Source organism: Streptomyces sp. TOM-9, from assembly GCF_056858595.1.
The window spans coordinates 2952658-2972080 of the sequence record NZ_JBXEQB010000001.1; the positions used below are offsets into that span (position 1 = coordinate 2952658).

A 19423-nucleotide genomic window follows, 5' to 3' on the forward strand; every position below is an offset into this window, starting at 1 on the left:
GGCAACCGGGGCGGTGGGGAGGGGTCCCCGGCCCGCAGCGCCGCTCAGGAGGCGCGGACGGCGGTCGCGTGCACGACCAGCGCCCCGGTGGGACGGTGGCCGTCGTGCCGGTCGCCCGCGCAGGTGACGAGCCGCAGCGTTGGCACGCCGCCGTCCGTGCGCAGGTCCTGGGCGGGGAAGGAGTGCCGGGGGACGTGTTCGATCCGTGTGACGGTGAAGCGGGCACGGCTGCCGTCACGGCGGGTGACGACGACGGTGTCGGCGCGGCGCACGGCGTGCAGGTCGTGGAAGACCGCGCGGCCGCGTCCGCCGTCGTCGTGGCCGACGATCACGGAGGTGCCGGTGTCGCCGGGGGCGGCGCTGCGGTCGTACCAGCCGGCGTAGCGGCCCTGCTCGGTCGCGGGGGTCTGGAGGGTGCCGTCGTCGGTGATCCCGAGGTCGACGACGCGGGCGTGCACGTCGGCGCTGGGGATGTCGATGCGCACCGGGGTGTGCCCGGCCGGGTCGGAGGCGCGGGCGGGCGTGCTGCCGTGGACCACGGCGGCGCCCTGCCCCGCGCGGGTGACCGCCCAGGTGGTCGCGGCGGCGGCGACGGCGAGGAGGACGAGGGCGAGGACGTTGATGCGACGGTGCGTCATCCTCATCGCCCCCTCACCTCGGGCGGACGGCGTAGCGGACGCCGCAGACACCCGCTCCCAGCAGGAACGCGCCGGTCAGCGCCGGTCCGGGGCCGCCCAGGGTGCCGGGGACCCCGGCCGCCCTGGCCACGCACACCGCGAGGACCGCGAACACCGCGAGCACCGACGCGAGCACCGCGCGGCAGGCGACGGCGGCGGCGATCCGGGCGGAGGCGCTGCGGACGGTCACGGCGGGGGCGGTCACGGCGGAGGCGGCACAGGCGGCGGACATCGGTCGTGGGGGTCCTTCGGGCGACGGCGGTACGGATGCCGTGGCCGGCCGCCGGGCGACGGACGGCCGGCCACGGGTCCCACCGTACGCAGCCCGGGGTGCCGGGGCCTCCCCCGGCCGACCTGTTCCGTATCAGCCGAAAGTATGGTCCCGGGGGCGGGCCTTGCGTCCGCAGGAGGAGGCCGGGCAGGCTCGTCGGATGATCGCCACCTTGCAGTGCACCGTGATCGACTGCCCGGACCCGGCCGCGCTGGGCGCCTTCTACCAGGGGATCCTCGGCTGGGCCCTGGACACCGCGGACCCCTCGTGGGTGACCCTGACGGCCCCGGACGGCACCCGGATCGCCTTCCAGGAGGTGCCCTTCCACCGGCCGCCGCGCTGGCCCGATCCGGAGCACCCCCAGCAGTTCCACCTGGACTTCGACGTCCCCACCCGCGCCGACGTGGAGCGCGCCCACCAGGAGGTCCTCGCGCTGGGCGCCGCCTTCCTGCACGACAGTGGCGGCGAGCGCAGCGGCTTCCGGGTCTTCGCCGATCCGGCCGGGCACCCGTTCTGCCTCTGCTACGGGCAGACGCCGGGGCCGGCCGTCACGGGATGAGCGGCGGCCCGCTGCCGGCGGCCGCTTGTACGGTGTTCCCGTGCCGACGCCGGGTGCGGAGGCAGCACGTCCCGCCCGGGCCGGGCCGGGGCGAACGCACTCGGCCGAGGGGGAACGGCATGGACGCACGGCGGACGGCGTACGCGTTGGTCGAGGAGGACCCGGACCCCGAGTCGGTGCGCCGGGTCACCTTCGTGCCGTTCCTGCCGGGCGGCCTGGCGGGTGCGGTGCGCGGCGCGGACGGGGTGGTGCGCCTGCCGTCCGGCGAGGTGCTGCCCGGCGAGGACTGGATGCTCGACACCGCCGCCCGGGTGCCGCTGGAGAGCGCCGGCTACTACCGGCAGCGGGTGCACCCCTTCGCCTGGGACGCGGGGCAACAGCGGCTCTACGCCTGGCTGGACGGCGACCGGTACCGGGGCCGGCGGCCGCACGCCGCCGACGCGGACCTGGTCGTGGCCGACGCCGGCACGATCGCGGGCCTGCTCCCCCACGGCCCCGAGCGGCATGCCGTGCTGGACGCGGAGCGCTCCTTCCGGGAGCAGGACGAGGCCTCGTACTTCGCCGACAACCTGCGCCTGCTGGAGCCCGCCTACCTGCGGGCGACCACGCCCGAGGGCGGTTCGGGCTTCGGCCGGGAGCCGGAGCAGTGGCGGGCGCGGCGCTCGATGGTGGTCGAGGCGCTCCACAAGGACGGCACGTTCCTGGACGTCGGCTGCGCCAACGGGCTGCTGATGGAGTCGGTGCGGCGGTGGGCGGCGGAGCGGGGCCGGGTGGTCGAGCCCCACGGTGTGGACTTCGCCCCGCGCCTGGTGGCGCTGGCCCGGCGCCGGCTGCCGCAGTGGGCCGGGCGGATCGCGGTGGGCAACGCGCTGGACTGGCGGCCCGCCGACGGCGGCCGGTTCACCTTCGTGCACACCCTCGTCGACTGCGTGCCCGAGCGCCGGCTGGGCGACCTGGTCCGCAGGCTGCTGGCGGAACTCGTGGAGCCGGGCGGCCGGCTGCTGGTCAGCGTGTACCAGGCGGAGGGCGGCACCGCGCCGACCGCCGCCGAGCGGCTGGCCGCGCTGGGGGTGCCGGTGGGCGGTTCGGCGAGCGGCACGGGGCCGGAACGCACGGCGACAACGGCCTGGGTCGACGCGTAGGCTCGAAGCGTCGTACCCGCCCGGGGAGGCGCCGTGACCGAGCCGTCGTCCAGCCCGATCGAACACGGCTTCCCGCACCTGGAGAAGGTCCGGGCCGCCCTGACCGCGCTGTACCGGCGGCTGTCGTACGACACGGTGAGCCGCTTCCCCGCGAGCGTGCGCCCGGAAGCCGTGGCGTTCCCCGCGGAGGAGGACCTCCATCTGGGCGCCCAGCGGGTGGCCCGGGCCATCGTGCAGCACTTCCGGCTGCCGGAGGCCCGCATGGTGGTCAGCTTCCGGGACATGGTGCACGCGGGCAACGTGGAACTGGCCGCCGGACCCGAGTACTTCGTGGAGCTGCACGCGCGCTTCCGGGACGACCGGCGCGACGTGGGGGCGGTGCTGGCGCACGAGGTCATGCACGTCTACCTGCACCGGCTCGGCCTGGAGTACCCCGGGGTGCGGGACAACGAGATCCTCACCGACACCGCCACGACCTACCTGGGCGCGGGCTGGCTGCTGCTGGACTCCTACCGGGAGGAGCCGGCGCTGCTCGGGGAGCGGCTGACCACGGCCGCGTCCAAGCTGGGCTACCTCACCCCGGAGGAGTTCGGCTACGTCCTGGCCAAGCGGGCGCAGGCCTTCGGCGACGACATCGAGCCGTGGCTCACCAGCCCGAGGGCCCAGGAGGCCTACCGGACCGGGCTGCGGCTCGCCGAGGCCGATCTGCGCCATCCGCCGATGGTGGGCTGCGGCTGGGCGGGCCGCCGCCGGTACGCCCACGACCGGCGCCGCGGCGGGGCGTACCCGGCGGCGGGCTACGCCTTCGAGGGCGCCGACCCCCAGCGGGTCTCCTTCTCCTGCCCCACGTGCCACCAGCGGATCCGGGTGCCCGTGCGCGGCCGGGTGAAGGCACGGTGCGGGCTGTGCCGCACCGTGCTGGAGTGCGACACGTGATCAGCCGGTGGGCGGTGCGACCTCCCGCAGGAAGTCCAGCAGCACGGCGTTGACCTGCGCCGGGCGCTCCTGCTGGGTCCAGTGGCCGCAGCCGGACAGCACCACCGGTTCGCGCAGCGTGGGGTGGAGTTCCCGCAGCACCGGGAGCAGCTCCGACATCCCCGGGAAGCCGTGGACGAGGTCGCGGTCGCCGGTGACGTAGAGGGCGGGGACCTGGAGGGCGGCACCGGCCCAGGGGGCGGTCAGCCGCCAGTTGCGATCGAGGTTGCGGTACCAGTTGAGCCCGCCGGTGAAGCCGGCCTCGGCGTACTCGGCGGCGAAGGCGTCGAGGTCCTCGTCGGTGAGCCAGTCCGGGAGTTCCCCGGGCTCCTCGACGAGGTCGAGGAAGCCGCCCCCGGGCGGGACCAGGGGCTGGACCGGGACCGGGTCGTTGGCGGGGTTGTCGCCGGACGCGCCGTACAGGAAACGACGGAAGGTCGTCCGCGGGTCGGCGGCGAACTCGGCGTCGGCGACCCCGGGCCGCTCGAAGTAGTTCCAGTAGAACCGCCCGTCGTACAGCTCGCGCATGGACCGCAGCGGCGGCGTGTCGCCGCTGCGCAAGGTCGGCGGGACGCTGAGGCCCGCCACGGCGCGGACGAGGTCGGGCCGCAGCAGCGCGGTGTGCCAGGCGACGGGGGCGCCCCAGTCGTGGCCGACGACGACGGCCCGGCTCTCGCCGAGGGCGTGCACGAGCCCGACGACGTCGCCGACGAGGTCGAGGACGGTGTACGCGTCGACGGCGCCGGGCCGCTCGCTGCGGCCGTAGCCGCGCTGGTCGGGGGCGACCACCCGGTAGCCGGCGGCGGCCAGCGGCGCGAACTGGTGGCGCCAGGAGTACCAGCACTCGGGGAAGCCGTGCAGCAGCAGCACGAGCGGGCCCTCGCCCTGCTCGGCGATGTGCAGCCGGATCCCGTTCGCCTCGACGGTGCGGTGGTGGACCACGGTGCCGGGCGCGCGTGGGGGGATCCTCACGGGGTGACGATCGGGAAGTCCTGGTCGGCGGCGTCCAGCAGTCCGACCAGGGTCGCGACCACCTTCAGGTCCCCCTCGTGGTCGACGCCCTCGAAGCGGCCGCCCGCGAGGAGCCGGTGCAGCTCGGGCCGGCTGAGGGTGAGCGTCAGGTCGGCGTGCCGGACGGCGGGGCGCCCGTCCTGGGTGGAGAAGTAGGTGAGGGCGCCGTTGGAGAGGGTCAGGTGCCAGGTGCGGTGCTCGTCGGTGAGGCGCCAGTCGATGGTCAGGTGGACGTCCCAGGCCTTGGGGCCGTTGACGCGGATGGCGAGGGAGTCGATGAGCTGGTCGACGGTCAGGGCGGCCATCAGCTCCGGGTTCGCGATGACGACGGGGGTCCGGGTCACGCCCTGCCGCAGTTCCTGGGCGCCCATCAGGTAGAAGTTGCGCCAGGGGCCGTTCTCGCAGCCGTGCCCCAGCCGTTCGTAGAGCAGCGCCAGTTCCTCCGCCGCGGTGGCGTGCCCGGGGTCGGCGAAGACGGCGTGGCCCAGCAGGGTGACGGCGAAGCGCAGGTCGCCGGCCTCGGCGTACTCCCTGGCCTTGGCGACGGTGGCGTCGGTGCCGCCGAGGCAGTCCACGTAGCGGCGTGCCTCCTGGGCCGGGGGGTGCTGCCACAGGTGGGCCGGGTTGCCGTCGAACCAGCCCATGTAGCGCTGGTAGACGGCCTTCACGTTGTGGCTGAGGGAGCCGTAGTAGCCGCGGTTGGAGTTGATCCGTTCCAGGGCCGGGGGCAGGGTCAGCTCCTCGGCGATCTCGCTGCCGGTGAGGCCCCTGTTGATCAGCCGCAGGGTCTGGTCGTGGAGGTAGGCGTAGAGGTCGCGCTGGTGCGACAGCAGCCGGTGGATGCCCTCGCGGCTCCAGGTCGGCCAGTGGTGGGAGGCGATGACGACGTCGGAGGCGTTGCCGAACAGGACGAGGGCCTCGTTGAGGTAGTGCGCCCACAGCCGGGCGTCGCGGACCTGCGCGCCGCGCAGGGTGAGGACGTTGTGCATGGTGTGGGTGGCGTTCTCCGCCATGCACAGCACCCGCTTGGCGGGGAAGTGGAAGTTCATCTCGGCGGGCGCCTCGGCCCCCGGGGTGAGCTGGAAGATGATCCGGACGCCGTCGATCGTCTCGTCCTGGCCGGTGCGGGTGACCAGGACGGTGGGCGGGATCAGGGTGACGGTTCCGGTGGAGGCGGTCTGGCCGAGGCCGCAGCCGATCTGCCCGGCCGGGCCCTTGGGCAGTTCGGAGCCGTACATGTAGACGGCGCGGCGGGTCATCGCGACCCCGGCGTCGACGCTCTCGCCGGCGGCGTGCTCCAGGAAGCCGGCCGGGGCCAGGACGGGCACCGGGTCGTGACCGTGCGGCAGGACACCGCGGGCGCCGCCGAAGTGGTCGACGTGCGAGTGGCTGTAGATGAGGGCGGTGACGGGCCGGTCCCCGCGGTGTTCGCGGTAGAGGGCGAGGGCGGCCGCGGCGCACTCGGCGGAGCGGAGGGGGTCGATGACGACGACCCCGCGGTCCCCCTCGACGAGGGTCATGTTCGACAGGTCCAGGCCGCGTACCTGGTAGATCCCCTCGACGACCTCGAACAGCCCCTGCCGGGAGGCGAGCCGGCTCTGCCGCCACAGGCCGGGGTGCGCCGTGTCGGGGCACGGGCCCTGCAGGAAGGAGTACGCGTCGCCGTCCCAGACCACCCGGCCGTCGCCGTCGGTGACGCGGCCGGGGGTCAGGGCACCGAGGAATCCCCGGTCGGCGTCGGCGAAGTCCGTCGTGTCCTCGGTTGCGCCGGGTGCGAGAGCCGTCATGACGACACAATGTCAGCGTTTCGCCTGAATTGTCACGCTCATGTGCGCCACCAGCGGCGCAGCACCTCCTCCGCGGGTTTGCCGCGCGGGCTGTACGCGAGCCGGGCCGGGGTCTCCCCGCTGTCCGGCCAGTCGTCCCACATCCACCAGCACACCCCGGCCCACCAGCGCTCCCCGTCCAGGGCGGCGAGCAACGCCTGGTAGGCGGCCGCCTGCTCCGCCTCCCCCGGTTGCCGGCTGACGGTCCAGGAGTACGGGGCCGTGGTCGTCCCGCGCTGGCTGACGTAGCCGGCCTCGGTGAACAGCACGCGGCGGTGGTGCCGGGCGGAGTAGCCGGCCAGCTCCCGGATGACGGGCCGCCAGGCGGCGCGCAGCCGGCCGACGTCGGCGGTGGGGCGCTCGGCCAGCGGCCAGTAGGCGTCGACCCCGATCAGGTCGAGGGCGTCCCAGAAGGGGACCTGCTCGTACTCGTCGTAGTTGGCGGCGTAGACCAGCGGGCCGTCGTAGGCGTCCCGGACGGCGCGGATCACCGCCCGCCAGCGCCCGCCGTCCCGCGAGGTGCCGGCCAGTTCGGTGCCGACGGAGAACTGCTCGACGCCGAGCCCGCCCGCCAGCTCCGCGTAGTGGGTGATGAAGCGCGTGTAGGCGGTGAACCAGGCATCGGGGTCGGTGGGCGTGATGCCGGCGCGGTCGCCGCCGCCGGTCAGGTCGACGTGCGGTTTGAGCAGCACCTTCAGGCCGGCGGCATGGGCCGCGCGGACGATCCTCCGCAGGCTCGCGTCGCTCGCGGTCTCCTCGGTGGTGCGCATCGAGGTGTCGTGGACGCCGGACTGGTACCAGGTGGGGGTGAAGGACACCCAGCGCGCGCCGGTGGCGGCGATGCCGCGCAGGTAGCGCCCGGCGGCGGGGCTGTCGTAGTCGTCCGCGGCCCAGGAGGGCAGCGCGATGCCGCGGACACGGTCGCCCGCGGCGTCCCCGGGGCGCTCGTGCGGCCGGTCGTCGGGGCGGTCCGCGGGCCGGGCGCCGACGGTGGTGCAGCCCCCGGTGAGGGCGACGACCGCCGCCGCGACGGTCGCGGCGGCGGTCCTCCGGAGCAGGGTCACGCGGCGGTCGCGGGGCTGACGAAGGTGTAGCCGAGGGCGCGGATGCCCTCGACCGTCTCCTTGAGCGGCTGGACCGGGTAGTAGGGGTGGTAGAAGAAGCTGGCGAAGCCGTCGCGGACGGCGAGGTTCGCCTTGGCCGAGGCGATCAGGTCGGCCGGCAGGCGCGCCGGGTGGTTGTTGTAGGCCTCGGGCTCGTAGTTGCCGATGTTCTCGGGGAGCACGGTGGTGCCGTACACGTCCTTGACGACGTACGGGAAGAACTGCCCGATGAAGCGGTTGGGGTCGGCCGTGCTGCCGCCGAGGGTGCCCGAGAAGTACAGCGAACGCTCCAGGCGCGCGGTGTAGTTCTGGGCGAAGACCTTGTAGTCGGTGGCGGAGGCCGCGTAGTGCGGGGTGGTCCACAGCCTGGGCACCGGCAGTCCCGCGAGGGCGAACTGGGCCAGGCCCAGGGTGACCCGGGTCTGCGCCCACAGGGCGGAGTCCCCGGCGACCGGGCCGTCGTAGACCACGTTGTCGGAGGCGTCGACGTGGGCCCGGTAGAACTCGAAGTCGTCGCCGGTGACGCCGTTGTAGGGGTTGGCGGTGTTCCCGTACTGGTGGGTGTAGCCGTGGTTCATCAGCACGGCACCATGCTGGAGCATGTACTTCAGGGTGGTGACCAGTTCGGGACGCTGCGCCAGGGTGACGGTCTGCGGCCGGCCGTTGTTGTAGGTACCGCTGGGATCCGTGTAGACGGGGATGACGTTGATGCCGTAGGGGACCTGCTCCGCGGCGAGGTAGTCGGCGATGGCCCGCAGCTGCGCGGGGTCGGAGTTGGGGCTGATGTCCTCCAGCCGCATCATGGCCCGGTGCCGCTCGGCGGTGGCGGGGGCGAGGGAGTCGAAGAGCAGGTCCTCGAAGGCGATGATCCGGTCGCTCTCGGAGACGTAGGCGAAGGGGATCTCACCGACGTACGTGAGGTTGCCCGATCGCACGGCCCACGGGAAGTCTGTGCCGGTACTGGTGTCGCGTGCGGTGGCCAGCTGCGTCACCGCCGGGTAGCCGGGCCCCGACGAGATGGCGGGGCGCAGCACGCCGCCGTCCTGGCCCGCCGGGATCTTCCGGGTGAGGTTCTGGTTCCTGTACGTCACCTGCGTGACGGTGCCGACGCTGCCGTTCGCCTCGAAGTACGACGCGGTGGGGTCCCAGCCGTACTTGGTCCGGAACTGCGCGACCCCGGTCGCGTTCGCCAGCGACCAGATGTTGTCGGCGAACCAGGTCACCGGGCGCGTGGTGGTGACCACGTCCTGGTAGAAGGCGGCGGGGACGGCGTCGGGGATGCTCCCGCCGTAGTAGGTGGAGCCGATGTAGAAGGTGGCCGTGTACTGGTTGACCATGCCCGCGGTGTACTGCGAGACGGGCTTGGCGGTCACGGTCCCGAAGTGGCCGGCGAGGTTGGCGGTGGCCATGGCGTAGAGCTCGCCGAGGTGTCCGTAGGGGCCGGCGGTGTCGTACAGCACCAGCGCGGTGGTGCCGGCGGCGGCCGCAGCCGCCCTCGCGGGTGCGGCCGCCAGCGGGGCGCGTGCGCCGGTCAGGTCGCGGCCGGCCCGTGGCGGCAGGCCGCCCCCGCGGACCGGGCCCTTGGCGCGCCGCTCCCGGTCGGCGGCGCGCTGGGCCGTGGCCCAGCCCGTGAAGTCGACCTTGCCGAGGCCGGCGCGGCCGCCCAGGAGCTCGCCGCGGTGGCGGTGGTCGCCCTTGCCGGCGGGGCCGCGCCCTGCGGCGCCGCCGGCCGGGGCGGACAGGAATGCGAACCCCAAGAGGGCCGTGATGAGCATGACGATGACGGAGACCCGGGACTTCCCGGGCCTCCTGATGCGGGATTGCATGTTTCCCCCCATTGCACCGGTTCAGAACAGGTCGCCGATTGTTCAGAGCAGCAATGCCCGCTGTCAACACGATCATCGGATTCGCCTCTCGTTCGATTTTCATTCCGGCATGGAAACCCAAAGCCCCCGGAAGGGTGAATCTCCCTTTCAACGCACACCCCGGAGCTGCGGCGATACGGGCGCACGCCCCGCGCGCGACCCCACGCACCACCTATCAGGCGATGATCATCAAAAAGTATCTGCTAACTTCCTGCCCTGGAGTTCCGGACCGCCTTTCGCGCCGGAACGCATTGGGGGGACTCACTCATGTACGGAAGGTCCGCACTGGGCACAATGCTGCCGCTGGCCGGTATGGCCACGGCTTCGAGGGCTGTTCCTGGCATTCCGTTCGCCAGGGGTTTACAAATAGCGGCAGGAATGGGCTTCCTGCTGTATTGCCTGATCGCATTCGGTCTGATGGCGGCGAGACTCTGGCTCCGCCGCCCCTCGGCCCGTGCGGCGGCCGGCCGCCCCGCCGGGGGCCGGTCATGACCGGCCAGTTCGCGTTGTGGGCCGCGACCGCGCTGATCGTGCTGGCCGGGACCTACAACACCACGCTGTTCCTGCTCTCCCGGCGCCACATCCGCCGGGTGCGCCGGCCGGGACGGCAGCGCTTCTACGTCTTCCTGCTCGCCTGCCTCAACGAGGAGAAGGTCCTCGCCGAGAGCCTGGCCCGGATCGCCTCACTGCCCGCCGACAGCTTCGTGGCACTGGTCATCGACGACGCCTCCGACGACCGTACGTCCGAGGTCGCCCGGGCCGCCGACAGCTCGCGGGTCCGGCTCTACCGGCGCCGGCTCCCCGACGCCCGGCGCGGCAAGGGCGCGGCGCTCAACGCGGGCGTGCGCCACCTGCGGGCCGCCGGACTGCTCGGCCACCGCGCCCCCGAGGACGTCATCATCTGCGTCGTCGACGCCGACGGCCGGCTCGACCCGCACACCATCCAGGCCGTCGACCCGTACTTCGACGACCCGGCCACCGGCGCCGTCCAGATCGGCGTCCGCATGTACAACCGGCACCTGGGGCTGCTGGCCCGGCTGCAGGACATGGAGTTCGTCGTCTACGGCGACGTCTTCCAGAGCGCCCGCCGCTTCCTGGGCAGCGTCGGCATGGGCGGCAACGGGCAGTTCATGCGGCTGTCCGCGCTCGACACGCTCGGCGGCGACGGCCCCTGGAGCGACAGCCTGACCGAGGACCTCGACCTCGGGGTCCGGCTGATCGCGCGTGGCTGGCGCAACCAGTACTGCACCACCGCGGCCGTCTCCCAGCAGGCCGTGCTCGACGTACGGCGGCTGGTGCGCCAGCGCTCGCGGTGGTTCCAGGGCCACCTGCAGTCCGCCGGCCTGGTGCCGCTGATCCTGCGCGAGGTCGCCACCCGCCCGGCCCTGGACCTGCTCTACCACCTGTCCAGCCCGGTGCTGATCCTGCTCACCTCGCTGCTGCCGCTGTCCTTCCTGGTCGCCGTCGGCGGCACCGTCGCCGCCTCGTTCCAGGAGGGCCGGCCGCTGGTCTCGCCGATGTGGCTGCTCGGCCCGTACCTGCTCTCCTTCACCGCGGCCTACGTCTACGGCTTCGTCTACGCCAAGCGCGAGCGCACGCTCGGGCTGGTGCGCTCCGTCCTGGTGGCGCACGCCTTCATCCTCTACGGCTACATCTGGTTCGCCGCCGGCTGGTGGGGCCTGTGGCGGATGCTCACCGGCAAGCGCACCTGGCTGAAGACCGCGCGCACCTGACGGCCCGTACTCCTTCTCGTCCCTATCACCTGCACCACCGTCCCAGGGGGGAACCATGTCCGCTCACCCATCCGAATCGCCCGGAATGATGGGAACGATCCGCGCGATGCTCGTCCTCGGCACCCGGCCGGAGGTGATCAAACTGGCCCCCGTGGCCCGGGCGATGGCGGCCTCGGAGCTGTTCGAGCCGATCGTGGTCACCACCGGACAGCACCGCGAGATGCTCCACCAGATGCTGGAGCTGCTCCAGGTGCCGGCCAGGGCCGGGCTCGACGTGATGCGCGAGCGCCAGCAGCTCTCGGAGCTGACGGCCCGTCTGGTGGAGGGACTGGGCGAGGTCATCAGGAACGACCGTCCGGACCTGGTGATCGTCCAGGGCGACACCACGACCGCGCTGGCCGGGGCGCTGGCCGCCTTCTACGAACGCGTCCCCGTCGCCCACGTCGAGGCGGGCCTGCGCACCGGCGTCCTCGACAGCCCGTTCCCCGAGGAGCTCAACCGCCGGCTGATCGGGCGGATCGCCCGCTGGCACTTCGCCCCCACCCCGCGGGCCGCCGCCCATCTGCTCGCCGAGGGCACCCCCGACACCCAGGTGTTCACCACCGGCAACACGGTCATCGACAACCTGCTGTGGGTGCTCGGCGAGGGCGTCGGCCGCAGTGCCTTCCCGGGCAGCGGCCGCCGCCGGGTGCTGCTCACCCTGCACCGCCGGGAGAACCAGGGGGAGCGGATGCGCGCCATGGGCCGCGCGCTGCGCCGGCTCGGCCAGCGCGGGGACGTGGAGATCCTGCTGCCGCTGCACAAGAGCCCGGCCGTGCGCGAGGCCCTGCTGCCCGAACTGACCGGCCATCACGCCGTGCACGTCGTCGAACCGCTGGGCTACCCCGACTTCGCCGCCACCCTCGCCGACTGCGAGCTGGTCCTCACCGACTCCGGCGGCATCCAGGAGGAGGCGCCGAGCCTCGGCAAGCCCGCGCTGGTGCTCCGTACCACCACCGAGCGGCCGGAGGCCGTGGAGGCCGGCGCGGCCCGGCTGATCGGCACCGACCCCGAGGCGATCCTGACGGCCGCGGGCCGGCTGCTGGACGACCCGGCGGAGTACCACCGCATGGCGACCGCGGGCAATCCCTTCGGCGACGGACGGGCGGCGGAACGCGTGCTCGCCCAGCTCGCCGAGGACTTCGGCGAGGACGTGCCCACCACGCTCTCCTCCGCGGTCCCGCCGCCCCGTGCCCCGGAGCCCTCCCCCGCGGCATGACCACCGCCCTGAGGTCCTCCGCGCTCCGGCCCCTCCGCCCCCCGCGGCGGAGGGGCCCGCGGTCCGCCGGGCTGGTGCTCGCCCTGCTGCTGGTGGTGGGCGGCGTGGTGTACGCGTGCCAGGGGCGCGGCGGCGCCGGGCCCGGCTGGACGGACGGCACGGTGCACGGGCCCTGGCTGTCGGTGTACGACGGCTACGGCGACAACCGCGGGGACGCCACGTCGCTGCTGCTCTCGCCGGGCGTGGCCGACCGCCCGGACGTCACGCACGCGGGCCTGGTGGTCTCCACCGAGGAGTACGGGGACATGGCGTTCGGGGCGCGGACGCGGACGCTCCGCCAGCTGCGCACCCCCCGGCCCAACCCGTGGGAAGTGCCCTGGCTGGTCTGGGCGTACCGCGACCCGGAGCACTTCTACTACCTGGCCCTCAAGCCGAACGGCTGGGAGCTGGGCAAGCGCGACCCGGCGTACCCGGGCGGCCAGCGCTTCCTGGCCACCGGTCCGGCGCCGTTCCCCACCGGGCGCTGGTACCGGATCGAGGTGGAGCAGCGCGGCGCCACGCTCACGATCACGGTCGACGGGCGCTTCCTGACCTCGTTCGCGGACGCCGAACGCCCCTACACCCGGGGCGGCGTGGGCGCCTACACCGAGGACGCCCGGGTGGAGTTCCACGACATGGCAGTGCGGCGCCTGCCCCCGGTCGGGTGAGGGCAGGCGCCGCGTTCCGTTCCGTACGCCCTTGTACGGGACGTCTCAGGTGTGACGGAGGGTCAGACCGTCAGCGGGCGATCCGTCGGACGGATCGGGGCCGGCAGGATGCTCGCGCCGGTGAGGTAGTGGTCCACCGCGCGGGCCGCGGAACGGCCCTCGGCGATGGCCCACACGATCAACGACTGGCCGCGGCCCGCGTCACCGGCGACGAAGACACCGTCCACGTTGGTGGTGAAGTCCTTGTCGCGGGCGATGTTGCCGCGGGCGTCGAGCTCCAGGCCGAGCTGCTCGACCAGGCCGTTGCGCTGGTCGGTGCCGGTGAAGCCCATGGCGAGGGTGACCAGTTCGGCCGGGATCACCTTCTCGGTGCCGGGCTGCGGGACGAACCTCCCGTCCTGGAACTCGACCTCGACCAGGTGCAGCGCCTTGACGTTGCCGTCCTCGTCGCCCTCGAACCTCATGGTGTTGACGGCGTAGACCCGCTCGCCGCCCTCCTCGTGGGCGGAGGTGACCTTGTACGTCATCGGCATGGTCGGCCAGGGCTGGTGCGCCGGGCGGTCCTCCGACGGCCGGGGCATGATCTCCAGCTGGGTGACCGAGCGGGCGCCCTGGCGGTGCGCGGTGCCGACGCAGTCGGCGCCGGTGTCGCCACCGCCGATGACGACCACGTGCTTGCCCTCGGCGGTGATCGGCGGGGCGACGAAGTCGCCCTCCTGCACCTTGTTGGCCAGCGGCAGGTACTCCATCGCCTGGTAGATGCCGCCGAGTTCGCGGCCCTCGGCGGGCAGGTCGCGCCACTGGGTGGCGCCCGCGGCGATCACCACGGCGTCGTACCGCTTGCGCAGTGCGCTGCCCGGCATGTCGCGGCCGACCTCGACACCGGTGCGGAACTTGGTGCCCTCCGCGCGCATCTGCTCGATGCGGCGGTTGATGTGCCGCTTCTCCATCTTGAACTCGGGGATGCCGTACCGCAGCAGACCGCCGATGCGGTCGGCCCGCTCGTACACCGCGACGGTGTGGCCGGCCCGGGTCAGCTGCTGGGCGGCGGCCAGGCCCGCCGGGCCGGAGCCGATGACGGCGACGGTCTTGCCGGAGAGCCGGTCCGGGGGCTGCGGGGTGACGTCCCCGCTGTCCCAGGCCTTGTCGATGATGGTGACCTCGACGTTCTTGATGGTCACCGCCGGCTGGTTGATGCCGAGCACACAGGCGGACTCGCAGGGGGCCGGGCAGAGGCGACCGGTGAACTCCGGGAAGTTGTTGGTCGCGTGCAGGCGCTCGCTGGCGGCCTTCCAGTCCTCACGGTAGGCGTAGTCGTTCCACTCGGGGATCAGGTTCCCCAGCGGACAGCCGTTGTGGCAGAAGGGGATGCCGCAGTCCATGCAGCGTCCGGCCTGCTTGGTGATGATCGGCAGCAGGCCGCCGGGAACGTAGACCTCGTTCCAGTCCTGCTTGCGCTCCTCGACCGGACGGGTCGGAGCGGTCTCGCGGGGCGTGGTGAGGAAGCCCTTCGGGTCAGCCATTTGCCGCCTCCATCATCTTCGCGACGGTCTCGGACTCGGAGAGCCCGGCTTGCTCGGCGGCGTTCTTGGCGGCGAGCACTGCCTTGTAGTCCCGCGGCATGACCTTGCCGAAGCGGGTGAGGGTGTGACCCCAGTCGGCGAGGAGCTTCTCGGCGACGGTGGAGCCCGTCTCCTCCTGGTGGCGGCGCACCACGTCGTGCAGCCACTTGATGTCGTCGGCGTCCAGCTCCTCGACGTTCACCATGCCGGTGTTGACGTTGTCCGGGTCGAGGTCGAGGACGTACGCGATGCCGCCGGACATGCCCGCCGCGAAGTTGCGCCCGGTCGGGCCGAGCACCAGCGCCCGGCCACCGGTCATGTACTCGCAGCCGTGGTCGCCCACGCCCTCGGACACGACGGTGGCACCGGAGTTGCGGACGCAGAAGCGCTCGCCGGTGGTGCCGCGCAGGAAGAGCTCACCGCCGGTGGCGCCGTACGCGATGGTGTTGCCGGCGATGGTCGAGTACTCGGCCAGGTGGTCGGCCCCGCGGTCGGGACGGACGATCACCCGGCCGCCGGACAGGCCCTTGCCGACGTAGTCGTTGGCGTCGCCCTCCAGGCGGAGCGTGATGCCCTTGGGGAGGAAGGCGCCGAAGGACTGGCCCGCGGAGCCGGTCAGGGTGATGTCGACGGTGTCGTCGGGCAGGCCTGCGCCGCCGTACTTCTTGGTCACCTCGTGGCCGAGCATGGTGCCGACCGTGCGGTTGACGTTGCGGATCGCGACCTGGGCGCGGACCGGGTCGCCGTTGTCGAGGGCGTCCTTGGCGAGCGCGATGAGCTCGTTGTCGAGCGCCTTGCCCAGGCCGTGGTCCTGGTCGGTGGTGCGGTGCAGGGCCGCGCCCTCGGGCAGCTCGGGCACGTGGAAGAGCGGGGCGAGGTCCATGCCCTGCGCCTTCCAGTGGGTGACGGCCGCGGTGGTGTCGATCAGCTCGGCGTGGCCGACGGCCTCCTCGATCGAGCGGAAGCCCAGTTCGGCCAGGAGCTCGCGGACCTCCTGCGCGATGAACTCGAAGAAGTTCACCACGTACTCGGCCTTGCCGGTGAAGCGGTCGCGCAGCACCGGGTTCTGGGTGGCGATGCCGACCGGACAGGTGTCCAGGTGGCACACCCGCATCATCACGCAGCCGGAGACCACCAGCGGGGCGGTCGCGAAGCCGAACTCCTCGGCGCCCAGCAGGGCGGCGATCACGACGTCGCGGCCGGTCTTCAGCTGGCCGTCGGTCTGCACCACGATGCGGTCGCGCAGGCCGTTGAGCAGCAGCGTCTGCTGCGTCTCGGCCAGCCCCAGCTCCCAGGGGCCACCCGCGTGCTTCAGCGAGGTCAGCGGGGAGGCGCCGGTGCCGCCGTCGTGGCCTGAGATCAGCACGACATCGGCGTGGGCCTTGGAGACGCCCGCCGCGACCGTGCCGACGCCGACCTCGGAGACCAGCTTCACGTGGATGCGGGCCTGCGGGTTGGCGTTCTTGAGGTCGTGGATCAGCTGCGCCAGGTCCTCGATGGAGTAGATGTCGTGGTGCGGCGGCGGCGAGATCAGGCCGACACCGGGGGTGCTGTGCCGGGTCCTGCCGATCCAGGGGTAGACCTTGTGGCCGGGCAGCTGGCCGCCCTCACCGGGCTTGGCGCCCTGGGCCATCTTGATCTGGATGTCGTCCGCGTTGACCAGGTACTCCGAGGTGACGCCGAAGCGGCCGGAGGCGACCTGCTTGATCGCGGAACGGCGCGCCGGGTCGTACAGGCGGTCCGGGTCCTCGCCACCCTCGCCGGTGTTGGACTTGCCGCCCAGCTGGTTCATGGCGATGGCCAGCGTCTCGTGCGCCTCGCGCGAGATGGAGCCGTACGACATGGCGCCGGTGGAGAAGCGCTTGACGATCTCGGAGACCGGCTCGACCTCGTCGACGGGGATCGGGGCGCGCTCGCCGTCCTTGAACGCGAACAGGCCGCGGAGCGTCATCAGGCGCTCGGACTGCTCGTTCACCCGGTCCGTGTACTGCTTGAAGATGTCGTAGCGGCGCGAGCGGGTGGCGTGCTGCAGCCGGAAGACCGTCTCCGGGTCGAACAGGTGCGGCTCGCCCTCGCGGCGCCACTGGTACTCGCCGCCGATCTCCAGCCGGCGGTGCGCCGGGGCGATGCCGGAGGCGGGGTAGGCCTTGGCGTGCCTGGCCGCGACCTCCTTGGCGACCACGTCGATGCCGGCGCCGCCGAGCTTGGTCGTGGTGCCGTGGAAGTAGGTGTCGACGAAGTCGGTGTCCAGGCCGATGGCCTCGAAGACCTGCGCGCCGCGGTAGGAGGCGACGGTGGAGATGCCCATCTTGGACATCACCTTCAGCACGCCCTTGCCCAGCGCCTTGATCAGGTTCCTGATGGCCGCCTCGGGCTCCAGGCCCTGGAGGAAGGTGCCCGCGCGCAGCAGGTCCTCGACCGACTCCATCGCCAGGTACGGGTTGACCGCCGCGGCACCGTAGCCGATGAGCAGCGCGACGTGGTGCACCTCGCGGACGTCGCCGGCCTCGACCAGCAGGCCCACCTGGGTGCGCTGCTTGGTGCGGATGAGGTGGTGGTGCACGGCGGAGGTGAGCAGCAGCGACGGGATCGGCGCGTGCTCGGCGTCCGAGTGCCGGTCGGAGAGCACGATCAGCCGGGCGCCGTCCTCTATGGCGGCGTCGGCCTCGGCGCAGATCTCGGTCAGCCGCGCGGCCAGCGCCTCCCCGCCGCCGGAGACCCGGTACAGGCCCGACAGCGTCGCGGCCTTCAGGCCCGGCAGGTCGCCGTCGGCGTTGATGTGGATGAGCTTGGCCAGCTCGTCGTTGTCGATCACCGGGAAGGGCAGGGTGATGTTGCGACAGGACGCCGGCGACGGCTCCAGCAGGTTGCCGGACGGGCCGACGGCGCTGATCAGCGAGGTGACCAGCTCCTCCCGGATGGCGTCCAGCGGGGGGTTGGTGACCTGCGCGAACAGCTGGGTGAAGTAGTCGAAGAGCAGCCGGGGCCGCTCGGACAGCGCCGCGATCGGCGAGTCGGTGCCCATGGAGCCCAGCGGCTCACCGCCGGTCTTCGCCATCGGCGCCAGGATGATCCGCAGCTCCTCCTCGGTGTACCCGAAGGTCTGCTGGCGGCGGGTGACCGAGGCGTGGGTGTGCACGATGTGCTCGCGCTCGGGCAGGTCGTTGAGGTGGATCAGGCCGGCTTCCAGCCACTCCGCGTAGGGGTGCTCGGCGGCGAGCTGGGCCTTGATCTCGTCGTCCTCGATGATCCGGTGCCGGGCCGTGTCGACCAGGAACATCTTCCCGGGCTGCAGCCGGCCCTTGCGGACCACCTTGTCCGGGGAGATGTCGTCCAGCACGCCGGACTCGGAGGCGAGCACGACCAGGCCGTCGTCGGTGACCCAGTAGCGCCCCGGACGCAGGCCGTTGCGGTCCAGGACGGCGCCGACGACGGAACCGTCGGTGAAGGTGACGCAGGCCGGACCGTCCCAGGGCTCGATCAGGGTGGAGTGGTACTGGTAGAAGGCGCGCCGGGCCGGGTCCATCGAGTCGTGGTTCTCCCACGCCTCGGGGATCATCATCAGCACGCTGTGGGGCAGCGAGCGGCCGCCGAGGTGGAGCAGCTCCAGCACCTCGTCGAAGGTCGCCGTGTCCGAGGCGTCCGGGGTGCAGACCGGGAAGATCCGGTCCAGGTCGCCGCCGAAGTGGCCGGAGGCGAGCTGCGACTCGCGGGCGCGCATCCAGTTGCGGTTGCCCTTGACGGTGTTGATCTCACCGTTGTGGGCGACGAAGCGGTACGGGTGCGCCAGCGGCCAGCTGGGGAAGGTGTTGGTGGAGAAGCGGGAGTGCACCAGGGCGATCGCGGTGGCGGTGCGCCCGTCGGACAGGTCCGGGAAGAAGGGCTCCAGCTGGCCGGTGGTCAGCATGCCCTTGTAGACGAGCGTCCGGGCCGACAGCGACGGGAAGTAGACGTCCGCCTCCCGCTCGGCACGCTTGCGCAGCACGAAGGCCGGGCGGTCGAGGTCGATCCCGGACCGCGCGCCCTCGGCGTCCGAGACGAAGAGCTGGGAGAAGTACGGCATCGTCGAGCGCGCCGTGGCGCCGAGGACGTCGGGGCCGATCGGCACCTCGCGCCAGCCGAGGACGGTCAGGCCCTCCTCGGCGGCCAGCCGCTCGATCGACTCGACGGCCTTGCGGCGGTCCTCGTCCTCGACGGGCAGGAAGGCCGTGCCGACCGCGTACCGGCCGGCGGCGGGCAGCTCGAAGCCGGCGACCGCCCTCAGGAACGCGTCCGGGACCTGCATCAGGATGCCCGCGCCGTCGCCGGAGTCCGGATCGGAGCCGGTGGCCCCGCGGTGCTCCAGGTTGCGCAGCACGGTCAGTGCCTGCTCCACGAGCGCGTGGTCCGCCTCGCCGGTGAGGGTGGCCACGAAGCCGACGCCGCAGGCGTCGTGCTCGTTGCGGGGGTCGTACATCCCCTGGGGGGCGGGACGCCCGTCCATGTGGGACCACCGGCCGGAACCGGAGCCGGCGGTCTGGGGGTGCGTGGACGCGGAACGCATCGGCTCTCCCGTCGTCGTCATCTGGCATATGACATGCGCACTAGGGACGACGTTGGCCCTCTGCGATTTCGTGCAGGTTACATGATGGCCGGATGGCCGAAAAGTGGATAGCCAGTTCCATCATGTGGACTAAGCAGCGCTACGAGCAGGCAGTATGGGCCAGCATCGCTCACGTGAGACGCAGGCGACAC

At 72.7% G+C, this 19423-nt stretch carries 14 protein-coding genes; 6 read left to right on the forward strand and 8 right to left on the reverse strand.

What is annotated here, in order from left to right; translation table 11 throughout:
• Nucleotides 1-44: 44 nt before the first annotated feature.
• Nucleotides 45-644: a sortase domain-containing protein gene (locus AC1VWI_RS13815; protein ID WP_499511291.1), complete on the reverse strand. Its 600-nt coding sequence runs from the start codon at nucleotides 642-644 to the stop codon at nucleotides 45-47.
• A 7-nt stretch (nucleotides 645-651) separates the two neighbouring features.
• Nucleotides 652-909 carry a hypothetical protein gene (locus AC1VWI_RS13820; protein WP_499511292.1) on the reverse strand — a complete coding sequence of 86 codons (258 nt, stop codon included), beginning with the start codon at nucleotides 907-909 and terminating at the stop codon, nucleotides 652-654.
• A gap of 199 nt (nucleotides 910-1108) precedes the next feature.
• Between AC1VWI_RS13820 and AC1VWI_RS13825 the strand changes: the two genes are divergently transcribed.
• From AC1VWI_RS13825 to AC1VWI_RS13835, 3 genes are all read left to right on the forward strand, one after another.
• The gene (locus tag AC1VWI_RS13825) at nucleotides 1109-1507 is read left to right on the forward strand and encodes a VOC family protein (RefSeq protein ID WP_499511293.1); all 399 of its coding nucleotides are present in this window, start codon (nucleotides 1109-1111) and stop codon (nucleotides 1505-1507) included.
• A 119-nt stretch (nucleotides 1508-1626) separates the two neighbouring features.
• Nucleotides 1627-2649 carry a class I SAM-dependent methyltransferase gene (locus tag AC1VWI_RS13830; protein WP_499511294.1) on the forward strand — a complete coding sequence of 341 codons (1023 nt, stop codon included), beginning with the start codon at nucleotides 1627-1629 and terminating at the stop codon, nucleotides 2647-2649.
• Nucleotides 2650-2682: 33 nt separating this feature from the next.
• Nucleotides 2683-3585, forward strand: coding sequence for a hypothetical protein (locus AC1VWI_RS13835; RefSeq protein ID WP_499511295.1), 903 nt, complete (start codon nucleotides 2683-2685; stop codon nucleotides 3583-3585).
• Here AC1VWI_RS13835 and AC1VWI_RS13840 read toward each other — a convergent pair whose 3' ends face one another.
• From AC1VWI_RS13840 to AC1VWI_RS13855, 4 genes are read right to left on the reverse strand one after another with little or no spacing between them, the layout of a single operon-like run.
• A complete protein-coding gene (locus tag AC1VWI_RS13840) occupies nucleotides 3586-4566 on the reverse strand; it encodes an alpha/beta fold hydrolase (RefSeq protein ID WP_499516797.1) in 981 nt (326 codons plus the stop codon).
• A 26-nt stretch (nucleotides 4567-4592) separates the two neighbouring features.
• Nucleotides 4593-6422: an alkyl/aryl-sulfatase gene (locus AC1VWI_RS13845; RefSeq protein WP_499511296.1), complete on the reverse strand. Its 1830-nt coding sequence runs from the start codon at nucleotides 6420-6422 to the stop codon at nucleotides 4593-4595.
• Nucleotides 6423-6460: 38 nt separating this feature from the next.
• Nucleotides 6461-7525, reverse strand: coding sequence for a glycoside hydrolase family 113 (locus AC1VWI_RS13850; RefSeq protein ID WP_499511297.1), 1065 nt, complete (start codon nucleotides 7523-7525; stop codon nucleotides 6461-6463).
• The gene (locus AC1VWI_RS13855; protein WP_499511298.1) at nucleotides 7522-9390 is read right to left on the reverse strand and encodes a DUF2334 domain-containing protein; all 1869 of its coding nucleotides are present in this window, start codon (nucleotides 9388-9390) and stop codon (nucleotides 7522-7524) included. The genes AC1VWI_RS13850 and AC1VWI_RS13855 overlap by 4 nt, the downstream gene beginning before the upstream one ends.
• 527 nt (nucleotides 9391-9917) lie before the next feature.
• Between AC1VWI_RS13855 and AC1VWI_RS13860 the strand changes: the two genes are divergently transcribed.
• From AC1VWI_RS13860 to AC1VWI_RS13870, 3 genes are read left to right on the forward strand one after another with little or no spacing between them, the layout of a single operon-like run.
• A complete protein-coding gene (locus AC1VWI_RS13860; RefSeq protein WP_499511299.1) occupies nucleotides 9918-11162 on the forward strand; it encodes a glycosyltransferase family 2 protein in 1245 nt (414 codons plus the stop codon).
• A 55-nt stretch (nucleotides 11163-11217) separates the two neighbouring features.
• Complete coding sequence (gene wecB, locus AC1VWI_RS13865; RefSeq protein WP_499511300.1) at nucleotides 11218-12420, forward strand: non-hydrolyzing UDP-N-acetylglucosamine 2-epimerase; 1203 nt, start codon at nucleotides 11218-11220, stop codon at nucleotides 12418-12420.
• The gene (locus tag AC1VWI_RS13870) at nucleotides 12417-13127 is read left to right on the forward strand and encodes a calcium-binding protein (protein ID WP_499511301.1); all 711 of its coding nucleotides are present in this window, start codon (nucleotides 12417-12419) and stop codon (nucleotides 13125-13127) included. Before wecB ends, AC1VWI_RS13870 begins: the two co-directional genes overlap by 4 nt.
• A gap of 62 nt (nucleotides 13128-13189) precedes the next feature.
• Here AC1VWI_RS13870 and AC1VWI_RS13875 read toward each other — a convergent pair whose 3' ends face one another.
• Both AC1VWI_RS13875 and gltB read right to left on the reverse strand, forming a co-directional pair.
• Nucleotides 13190-14650, reverse strand: coding sequence for a glutamate synthase subunit beta (locus AC1VWI_RS13875; RefSeq protein WP_499511302.1), 1461 nt, complete (start codon nucleotides 14648-14650; stop codon nucleotides 13190-13192).
• On the reverse strand, nucleotides 14643-19232 hold the full coding sequence (gene gltB, locus AC1VWI_RS13880) for a glutamate synthase large subunit (RefSeq protein ID WP_499516798.1): 4590 nt from the start codon (nucleotides 19230-19232) through the stop codon (nucleotides 14643-14645). The genes AC1VWI_RS13875 and gltB overlap by 8 nt, the downstream gene beginning before the upstream one ends.
• Nucleotides 19233-19423 lie beyond the last annotated feature (191 nt).

Bases quoted from the DNA above. Each gene is read 5' to 3' on its own strand.
- AC1VWI_RS13855 (WP_499511298.1), bottom strand. From the start codon at position 9,390: ATGCAATCCCGCATCAGGAGGCCCGGGAAGTCCCGGGTCTCCGTCATC.
- AC1VWI_RS13830 (WP_499511294.1), top strand. From the start codon at position 1,627: ATGGACGCACGGCGGACGGCGTACGCGTTGGTCGAGGAGGACCCGGAC.
- wecB (WP_499511300.1), top strand. From the start codon at position 11,218: ATGTCCGCTCACCCATCCGAATCGCCCGGAATGATGGGAACGATCCGC.
- AC1VWI_RS13860 (WP_499511299.1), top strand. From the start codon at position 9,918: ATGACCGGCCAGTTCGCGTTGTGGGCCGCGACCGCGCTGATCGTGCTG.
- AC1VWI_RS13875 (WP_499511302.1), bottom strand. From the start codon at position 14,650: ATGGCTGACCCGAAGGGCTTCCTCACCACGCCCCGCGAGACCGCTCCG.
- AC1VWI_RS13845 (WP_499511296.1), bottom strand. From the start codon at position 6,422: ATGACGGCTCTCGCACCCGGCGCAACCGAGGACACGACGGACTTCGCC.
- AC1VWI_RS13820 (WP_499511292.1), bottom strand. From the start codon at position 909: ATGTCCGCCGCCTGTGCCGCCTCCGCCGTGACCGCCCCCGCCGTGACC.
- AC1VWI_RS13870 (WP_499511301.1), top strand. From the start codon at position 12,417: ATGACCACCGCCCTGAGGTCCTCCGCGCTCCGGCCCCTCCGCCCCCCG.
- AC1VWI_RS13815 (WP_499511291.1), bottom strand. From the start codon at position 644: ATGAGGATGACGCACCGTCGCATCAACGTCCTCGCCCTCGTCCTCCTC.
- AC1VWI_RS13825 (WP_499511293.1), top strand. From the start codon at position 1,109: ATGATCGCCACCTTGCAGTGCACCGTGATCGACTGCCCGGACCCGGCC.
- gltB (WP_499516798.1), bottom strand. From the start codon at position 19,232: ATGCGTTCCGCGTCCACGCACCCCCAGACCGCCGGCTCCGGTTCCGGC.